The organism is Sphingobium sp. 3R8 (genome assembly GCF_020166615.1).
GTDB classification, from domain to species: domain Bacteria; phylum Pseudomonadota; class Alphaproteobacteria; order Sphingomonadales; family Sphingomonadaceae; genus Sphingobium; species Sphingobium bisphenolicum.
Genome location: NZ_JAIQXR010000044.1, coordinates 1 through 7,282, shown reverse-complemented (window position 1 = coordinate 7,282; position 7,282 = coordinate 1). Strand labels below are relative to the sequence as shown.

Genomic DNA, 7,282 nt, shown 5'->3' with positions numbered 1-7,282 from the left:
GAAGAGTTCGTTGAGATGAAAAATCCGTTCGTACAATTCGCCCTTAAACCCTGAGCCACGAAATTAGCTCGGTAGCCGGGCGACTGATACCGCTCATGCCAGCGCTGACGGTGTGTCAGAAGGTGTCGAGGTCTGCATCCTGACCCTAATTCAGACGAGAAGCGCGGAGCCTACATCGCTGCTCTGCGCGCCGCCGATGCGTATGAGATTGATACCTTATTGATGTTTGCGCGGTCATAGCTCAAAATCTGCATATTTTTACCCCGGTGAGTACGGACTGAACATGATTTCACAGCAAAGCGGTGATCGGAGCGATCCTGTTCTCGACCGTTGGCGGCATCTAGCCGGAGCGCCTCAGACACTCACGTTTTCAAACATGGAGCTTCTCGCGGGCGATCACGAACCGTCAATCGTCCAAGGGAGGGGAGAGATACTTTTGGGGAGCCCGCGGAGCTTTGAATATACGCTTTATGGCAAACCAACTGATATTGCCTACACATTGAAACAGATGCTGCGACAGAGGGAAAATCGCTACGATGGTCTTAAACGCTTTCGCCTGATTGCTACCGCCGATGATGGCACGGAGTTCGCCGCAGGCTGGACGATTCCCCGTGTTGAGACAGATAATGAGGAGTGGATGTTTACGGGTGAATGTGAAGGTCTGATGATTGATGATCCGACCGTAGCCCCCTCTCAACACGGGGCTACAGAGGTTCGGTTCATTGTTCCCCGCCAACACCGCGCATCGTTGTTTTTTGCTCATTTTGTAACAACCGCAAAGCTGAATGGCGGCCTCCAGCCTGAATATGAACTTGATCTCGGCGAAGCGACCCTGCGTTTCAGTTTCGATGCAAAGACCGATATGCTGACGATCCGAACGATCGGTAGCCAGATGTTGCCCCTGACATACACGGAAAACTGGTTGGGCGAGCCGCTCCGGATTTTGTTTGGTCAGTTGATATTTCCCAGACTGGTCGCGCGTTCATTCCCGAAAGGAGGTGCAATGGTTCGGGTTGGACCGGCACCGGCTTGGCACCTAGAGTCCAATTGGGCCGGGTTGTGGCAGGAAGAAGATGTGACGGGGAAAGATAGGTTCTGGCAGCTCTATGCTGATCTGCTCCGCCATGTTGCTAAGGCAGGTCAGTTTGAAGGGCACAAGATCACCAAACTTTACGAAGAGGTCATTCAGGCGTCGCGGGGCTCGCGCTGGGTCTGGGCATTGACGTTTGCGAGCAGCATTGAGGGATTGATCCGAATGCTTGCCCCGCGCGGCAGCAAAAGAGACGATGCGGAACATGAAGCTATAGGGGCAATCGCAAAGCACATTGCTTCATGGAAGGCTCCACATCTGCCTAAGGCGACCGTTGATCGGTTCCGCAGTATAGCCACTGGCGCGGTGCACAGAGCGTCAGAAGCAACGCCCCGATATGTGCTGTCGAAACTGAAAGCCGCCAAGGTGATAGAGCAGTCGCAGATCGATGCTTGGGAGAAAATTCGCAACGAGGTGATGCACGGCAGTTTGATTTCGCCCTACTCTAGCGAAGAAGATGACGCGATCCTGCTGGCCCTTTCTAGCCTCCTTCATGCCCTGACCCGAGAGGTTGTTCGGCCTACAGTCAAGTTCAGCTAATCTTTGGCCTAAGTATGCTGGAGTAATACCGACCCGATCCGCTAAAGCTGATCGCAAGATGTGTATGGTAATACCCATACTATCTTGGCAAGGGAGACGCTGCGCTCTCCCGTTGCATCCCTCTAGCCAGTGACATCATACGGCATCGAGCCTCCTGATGTCATGCACCGTATCGTCGGTGCATCACTCGTGGGGGAGCGTCCCAGCTCCCCCTACACCCCCATGAGCAAGGGGCGTGGCCTGCCCCTTGAACCCTGCCGATCAGCATCGCACGCCGCTAAGCTGTCGTGCCGCGCCGCGCCCGGTGAATGCCGCAGCCCATTGCCCCGACGACACCAGTAGCCGACTCGACGCCTTGATGAGGGACAATTCGGCTGCGGACAGCGGACGGAAGAAGGAGGGCTTTCCGTCCTGCATGATCCTGCCGAATGTCATCACCGCCGTCTTGCTTCCTTTTGCGTTGAACGCGGTGAGTGTCAGCACCGGCGTTTTCGCAAACAGGCGAAGGCGTTCCCGTGTTGAAAACGCTTCCGGGTCCGGCGCTCTGAACCCACGGATAAGAATGGTCGGATCAATCCCCATCATCGGTTTGAGAGGCGACCCATAGCACAGGGCCGTCAGTGACAAGCCGAGATCGCTGCTGTCATCGACCGCGACAAAATCATCCGCTGCATACCACTCGTTGCTGAACGAACTGACTTTCGGTCTGCCCTGCGGCGTCACGAGCGCGCCTCCCGCCGGGCCACCGTCTTCCATCATTCCGACTACGGGTTCATCTGTGGTCGTGCGCGACCTCAATGCACCCTGCTGGTTCCGACCCCCGGCCTTACGAACCAGAGCGCCGTCAAAGGCGCAACTGCGCCCGTGGAAATAGCCGCAGCTTCTCTCGCTGACGGCCAGTCCTGACCCGTTCTTGCGATAGGTCATCACGCATGTCTCCATCGTTTCAAGGACGGGTATGCGCAATTCCATGACGTTGCCGCTGGCGCTGGCCGCGCCGCGAACAGAGCCGCCGCAGCCGTCGCGGGTGCCGACAATGGTGTGGTCGATGGTATAGTTGCCGGGACTGGTTTGCCGGATCGTCGCGACGGCCTTGCCGCCGTCCGACGTGCCGCCATATTCTCCGACAAAGCCGCCGCCCGTTTGCGCGTCGCCGCGCTGGGCGAGATTGACGGCTGCAAAGGTGGTGCAGATCAAAGCCGCACCGATCAGCATTTTACGCTTCATCATATTTGTCTCCCTCAAACTTGCGGGCAGCTACTGTGGGGTCTGTGCGGCGCGTTTCTGACGCGCGGCCTCGAACGCCGCCGCCTTTTTGGCTCTGATCGCGTCGGTCTGGCGGTTTTGCTCTGCCGCGCGCGCGTAGCGGGCGTTGCAAACCTGTTCCGCCTTCTCATACCGGAGCTTGCAGGTAGGCAGAGCCTGGGCGGACAAGCCGACGCAATACTCGGCAATCAGTTCGTTGCGCTCCTGAACGCATTCCCTGAAAACGATCGGCTGCGCCAAAATGGGCGCAGCCGATCCCATCGCGACGGCCAATGCCGCCACGCTTCCAACACTTTTTCTCATGATGGTGGTCCCCTGATAAAAAGGCTTCCGGCCATCAGACCGGAAGCCCAATACGATCAGCTCTTCTTCTGCGTGGCTTCCTGCTGCCGCTTCGCGGCGGCAACGGCCTCATTGGCATGATCGTGGTTCAGGCCCTTATTTCTGAAATCCACGTAGCTATCGCTGGAATTGCTCTCGCCAATTTTCCCGGCCCAGTTCGATTCACCCGACATATTCGTTCTCCCACCAAAAACGGCTCCCCGTGAGCCGCATCCAGATTATGATAACTCACAGTTTGCATTTAGCTGAACGGAGACAGGTTGTGCTAAAAAAATTCCAACTGGCAGTTTGCAGTCAGATCGGCGGTTGCGTGCCACCCATCGCACGTGACACGCGACCGCAAAAATCTGATTGTCTTGGGACAGGAAATCCGCCGTTTGCGGAAAGAGCGTCTGTTGAGCCAGAACGAGCTTGCCGACCGCGCGAGTTTGAGCCGCAATTTCATTAGCCTAGTGGAACGGGGCGAGCGTTCGATCAGCGTGATGACCATTCTGGACATAGCGGAAGCGCTAGGGGTGGAGCCAGCGGCCCTGTTTAAAGGTTATGGCGCGGCATAATTTACAACACATAGATTGTTAATCATATTGCTTTTAACAACATGTATGTTGTAATATTGTCCATAACCAACAATACAGGAGTTGTAATGGACAGGCAGGCTCTTGCCCGAAAGAACTTAGAGAAACGCTTTGCACGGCTGCGGCAAGGCGATTTTGCCGTACCCAACAGAGGCTGGATACGCGCTTGGTCGAATAGAACATCACATAGGGCTTGTTCGTATAGGGATCGCGCAGGATGCGAACGCCGGTGCGATCGTTGATGAGATATCCGGACTGAAAATCACCGAACGCTATCGGGAACGCGCCTGCCTCGATGTTCGGCATGTTTTCATCGATTTCGACAGGGCGGCCAAGCAAGGTCGAAGGCTGCCCGACGATCAGGCTCTCGCGCCAGATGTAATTGCCCTGGCCGTCCTTCATTTTGGCGATGGTCGCGGCGGTCGCGCTATTCATCAGCCAGGTTGCGTTTTGACGATAGGGTGCCGTCAACTGATAGGCGAAAGTCACCAGCGCGTCGGTGTTCGGGATGGTCGAGGCGTGACCTGAAATGGTGATGCCCAACGTGCCGCCCGGATGCTGCGTTTCAGCAGCGCCACCCGGCACATATTGCAACAGGCCATAGGGCTTGTTGACGCCGTTGCCGGAGATATAGGCAATACCCTCCTGTTTGTTGAACTCGCGTTCCACAGAGGTCGCCAGCCATTGTTCTACGCCGAACTGAGCATCATCCAGGAGCCGCTGAGTTATGGCGGGCATCGCGTAGATTTCACCGGCGGCAAATGTGATTGGGGACAGCGTGGGCGTGCTGGTCGCGGGACGCGCCGCCGTCTCGCCGACCCAACCGCTTCCCCACTGGTCGCTGTTCCATACGGTCGAGTAAGCGCCCACGGTGGTGGTGCGCACCTGGGCCAGGCGGCGCATAGGGCTGGTTGCAAGCTGTGCCTGCTGAATGCGACGGTCCCATTCGGTAGGCGCCAGATAGCCGCCATTCTCATTGCTGCCGCTCGACATGGAAGCATGGATTTGCGAGTGCCCGCCTGCCTGTTGCGCCGCCCTGATCTCATCTTCGCCCGCGCCGTTACGAAAATAGGCGGAAAACTGCGCGCTATAGGTCGGGTCTTCGGCCGTGAAGTTGCCGCTTCCGCCACCAAGGCGCAGTGATGCATGGGTTGTGCTGATCTCGTTGATCGCGTTTTCGATATCGGAATAGCGACGGTTATGCGTCGCTTTGAACTCATCGAAGGCCGCCGTCACCTGTTGAATGGTGCCAAGAACGTCTTGCGATGCCCGCAGACGAGGGAGCTTGCCGGAATTGGTCTGGAGAGCGCGGGGAACGGGAAGGGTAAGCGGTGCCATGGTAAATCTCCGATCGATTGACCATGTCTAGCTGGCACAACTCCGCTGCCGAAAAACCGGTTTACGGCAACTATTTTTCGACATCGGACAAAAATGTTCGATAGCGTCGGGCCAGGGTCGCGGCGACCGCGTGAAGCACTTGCCGATTCTCTTCGCACCATTCTGATTGTGGAAGATGTTTGCCGCCCCGCGCCTCCAGTCGCCGAACTCGCTCCTTGACGATTAGAGCGCCGGTGGAAAATTCGGGATCGGTTGCAAGCCGATCGACAAAGGAGGGAGCCAACTGGCGCAACAGTGCTATCACTCGATCGCCCTCGTCCTGGTCGATCTCCGCCATCGCGGCCGCTGCGACGGAACGGGCCAGTCTTGCCGCCCGCTCCGCGATAGAGCCTTCACTCCCCGCAGCCTCCCACACCAGCAGCCGTTCGGCCATCGGCCGCGCTGGGCGTGCCATAGCAAAGACGCGCAGGTGCCTCATCCTTTAGGAACAACGGCGATTAAATCGACCGATGCCAGCAGTGCGCGGATTATTGGCTTGCGCTGTGACCGTGTCAGATGTCCGGCAAGAGCGATATCGATCTCTCGGACCGTCATCGGTCGGGACATTTCGTCCAGCGCTTCAAGCACTGCGCCCCGCACAGCGTCAGGCATGAGGTCTAGCCGGTTGCGCACGGTCAACGCGCGCGCTCCAACAATTGGCGCTCCATGAGGTCCGCAGCCGTCCGCATCCATTCTATGGCGCTATGAGGATCCATTCCGGCGCGTTGCGCTAGGTCGTGCGACGCATAGAGCGCGCCCAGCGCGAGGTCGATCGGCTCGCGATCGGGGAAGCGTTCGGCAAGGCGGCGTATCGGGCCGCGCACTGCCTCGATCGCGCTCGTATCTGGAATGGCAGGATCGTGATTTGGCATGGTTTCCTCCTCGAGGATTATACGCCGCCATGGGCGCGGTTCAATTCATCGCGATAATGCTTGCGAACGGTCGGGGCAGACAGGCCCATCTCAATCGCGATCGTCTGCGCCGTCGCGCCGGCAGTGGCGCGGCTCGAAACAAAACTCCGTTGAGCGTTCGTCGGCACATGGGCACGCCGACCGGGGCATCCCGCCCGACCGCCCATCTCGGAAAAATAATGCTGGTAGAGAGTGCTTTCAGCGATACCCGCCTCCTGCGCGATTTGCCGCCGCGTCAGGCCCGCCTCAGCCATCCGCCTGACGATGCTGGCCCGTTCCGGTGTCTTCGAAGGTGTAGCGCGGCCAGAAGGGCTTTGAGGGGCTTTAGGCGTCCCGATCGGATTGCCGAACAGGTCAGAATTTCCATCGGTGAGAAAAAACTCTGCAAATGAGACACATGGCGGTGCAGGGGGCAGGGGGCTTTCAGACTTTTGACCCACCCCCCGTTGGCGTCTCACCCCGCTCATCGGCCCGCCCCTTTGGGCGACAGGCTCGCCTTGATGCGAGCCATACGAGCGCGCATCCCTTGCAGTTCCGTGATGATCTGATCGAGGTCGTCAAGCGTGACGCTCACCGCTTCGCGCACCTTGCGACCATCTGTCACTGGCATTGATCGCGCGGGCACCGGCTGGCCCGCGAAGTCGCCAAGCACGGCATCCCGGTAGAACACAGTGCTGGACTTCGAATGACGATGGCCGTTCGCCTCCATGAATGACCTGATGGCACGGGGCGAACTGGTTGCCAGGTCATGCTTATCGGCCCAGCCTTCATAAGCCGCCTTCAACTGGTCGGCAGCGAGCCGAGCACCATGCGAATGACGGACATGATCGCGATAGAAGTCGGCGAAGGTATTCGATGGCGAGCCGGTCAAAAGCAGGCCTTCAAACTGCATTTGGGAGCTTATCATTTCTTCTTCCCTTTCAAGGGAGGGATAGTGGGAGGATAGATAGTAATGATATCAATAAGTTGATTGATTGAGGGAGCATGGGAGGAAGGAAGTAAGCTCCTACGTGCGCGCATCCGCGCGCGCACATGCACTCGCGCGCATGTGTGCGGCCTTGTTCCAATTTGCCTCCCGCAAGCTCCCACGCTCCCTCAGTCGCAGATTTGCGTGCTTCCCGCGCTGTTCTACCCTCCCACGCAATGGTTTTATGCGGGAGTGAGGGAGGATCATTTGCGAT

General features: G+C 58.0%; 11 protein-coding genes. 2 read left to right on the top strand and 9 right to left on the bottom strand.

Going from position 1 to position 7,282, the window contains the following annotated elements; translation table 11 throughout:
* Positions 1 to 283 precede the first annotated feature (283 nt).
* On the top strand, positions 284 to 1,630 hold the full coding sequence (locus K9B33_RS22645) for a hypothetical protein (RefSeq protein WP_224551379.1): 1,347 nt from the start codon (positions 284 to 286) through the stop codon (positions 1,628 to 1,630).
* 261 nt (positions 1,631 to 1,891) lie between these two features.
* Here K9B33_RS22645 and K9B33_RS22640 read toward each other — a convergent pair whose 3' ends face one another.
* Genes K9B33_RS22640 through K9B33_RS22630 form a run of 3 tightly spaced genes read right to left on the bottom strand, consistent with a single transcriptional unit; the run spans position 1,892 to position 3,411 of the window.
* Positions 1,892 to 2,860, bottom strand: coding sequence for a hypothetical protein (locus K9B33_RS22640; protein ID WP_224551378.1), 969 nt, complete (start codon positions 2,858 to 2,860; stop codon positions 1,892 to 1,894).
* A 27-nt stretch (positions 2,861 to 2,887) separates the two neighbouring features.
* Entirely contained in the window at positions 2,888 to 3,199 is a 312-nt protein-coding gene (locus K9B33_RS22635; RefSeq protein ID WP_224551377.1) for a hypothetical protein, read from the bottom strand.
* A 56-nt stretch (positions 3,200 to 3,255) separates the two neighbouring features.
* Positions 3,256 to 3,411 (bottom strand): hypothetical protein, encoded by a 156-nt coding sequence (locus tag K9B33_RS22630; protein ID WP_224551376.1) that lies wholly within the window; start codon positions 3,409 to 3,411, stop codon positions 3,256 to 3,258.
* Positions 3,412 to 3,564: 153 nt separating this feature from the next.
* On the opposite strand from K9B33_RS22630, the gene K9B33_RS22625 reads away from it, so the two are divergent.
* Positions 3,565 to 3,795 carry a helix-turn-helix domain-containing protein gene (locus K9B33_RS22625; protein ID WP_224551375.1) on the top strand — a complete coding sequence of 77 codons (231 nt, stop codon included), beginning with the start codon at positions 3,565 to 3,567 and terminating at the stop codon, positions 3,793 to 3,795.
* Between the two features lie 33 nt (positions 3,796 to 3,828).
* Here K9B33_RS22625 and K9B33_RS22620 read toward each other — a convergent pair whose 3' ends face one another.
* The 6 genes from K9B33_RS22620 to K9B33_RS22595 form a co-directional block, all read right to left on the bottom strand.
* Positions 3,829 to 5,151 (bottom strand): phage major capsid protein, encoded by a 1,323-nt coding sequence (locus tag K9B33_RS22620; protein WP_224551374.1) that lies wholly within the window; start codon positions 5,149 to 5,151, stop codon positions 3,829 to 3,831.
* A gap of 70 nt (positions 5,152 to 5,221) precedes the next feature.
* Positions 5,222 to 5,584, bottom strand: a complete 363-nt coding sequence (locus K9B33_RS22615; protein ID WP_224551373.1) for a hypothetical protein — start codon at positions 5,582 to 5,584, stop codon at positions 5,222 to 5,224.
* A 41-nt stretch (positions 5,585 to 5,625) separates the two neighbouring features.
* Complete coding sequence (locus K9B33_RS22610) at positions 5,626 to 5,823, bottom strand: hypothetical protein (RefSeq protein ID WP_411974052.1); 198 nt, start codon at positions 5,821 to 5,823, stop codon at positions 5,626 to 5,628.
* Positions 5,824 to 5,825: 2 nt separating this feature from the next.
* Positions 5,826 to 6,062, bottom strand: a complete 237-nt coding sequence (locus tag K9B33_RS22605) for a hypothetical protein (RefSeq protein WP_224551371.1) — start codon at positions 6,060 to 6,062, stop codon at positions 5,826 to 5,828.
* A gap of 17 nt (positions 6,063 to 6,079) precedes the next feature.
* Entirely contained in the window at positions 6,080 to 6,568 is a 489-nt protein-coding gene (locus tag K9B33_RS22600) for a helix-turn-helix domain-containing protein (RefSeq protein WP_224551370.1), read from the bottom strand.
* Complete coding sequence (locus K9B33_RS22595) at positions 6,565 to 6,993, bottom strand: hypothetical protein (RefSeq protein ID WP_224551369.1); 429 nt, start codon at positions 6,991 to 6,993, stop codon at positions 6,565 to 6,567. Before K9B33_RS22595 ends, K9B33_RS22600 begins: the two co-directional genes overlap by 4 nt.
* Positions 6,994 to 7,282: the final 289 nt, after the last annotated feature.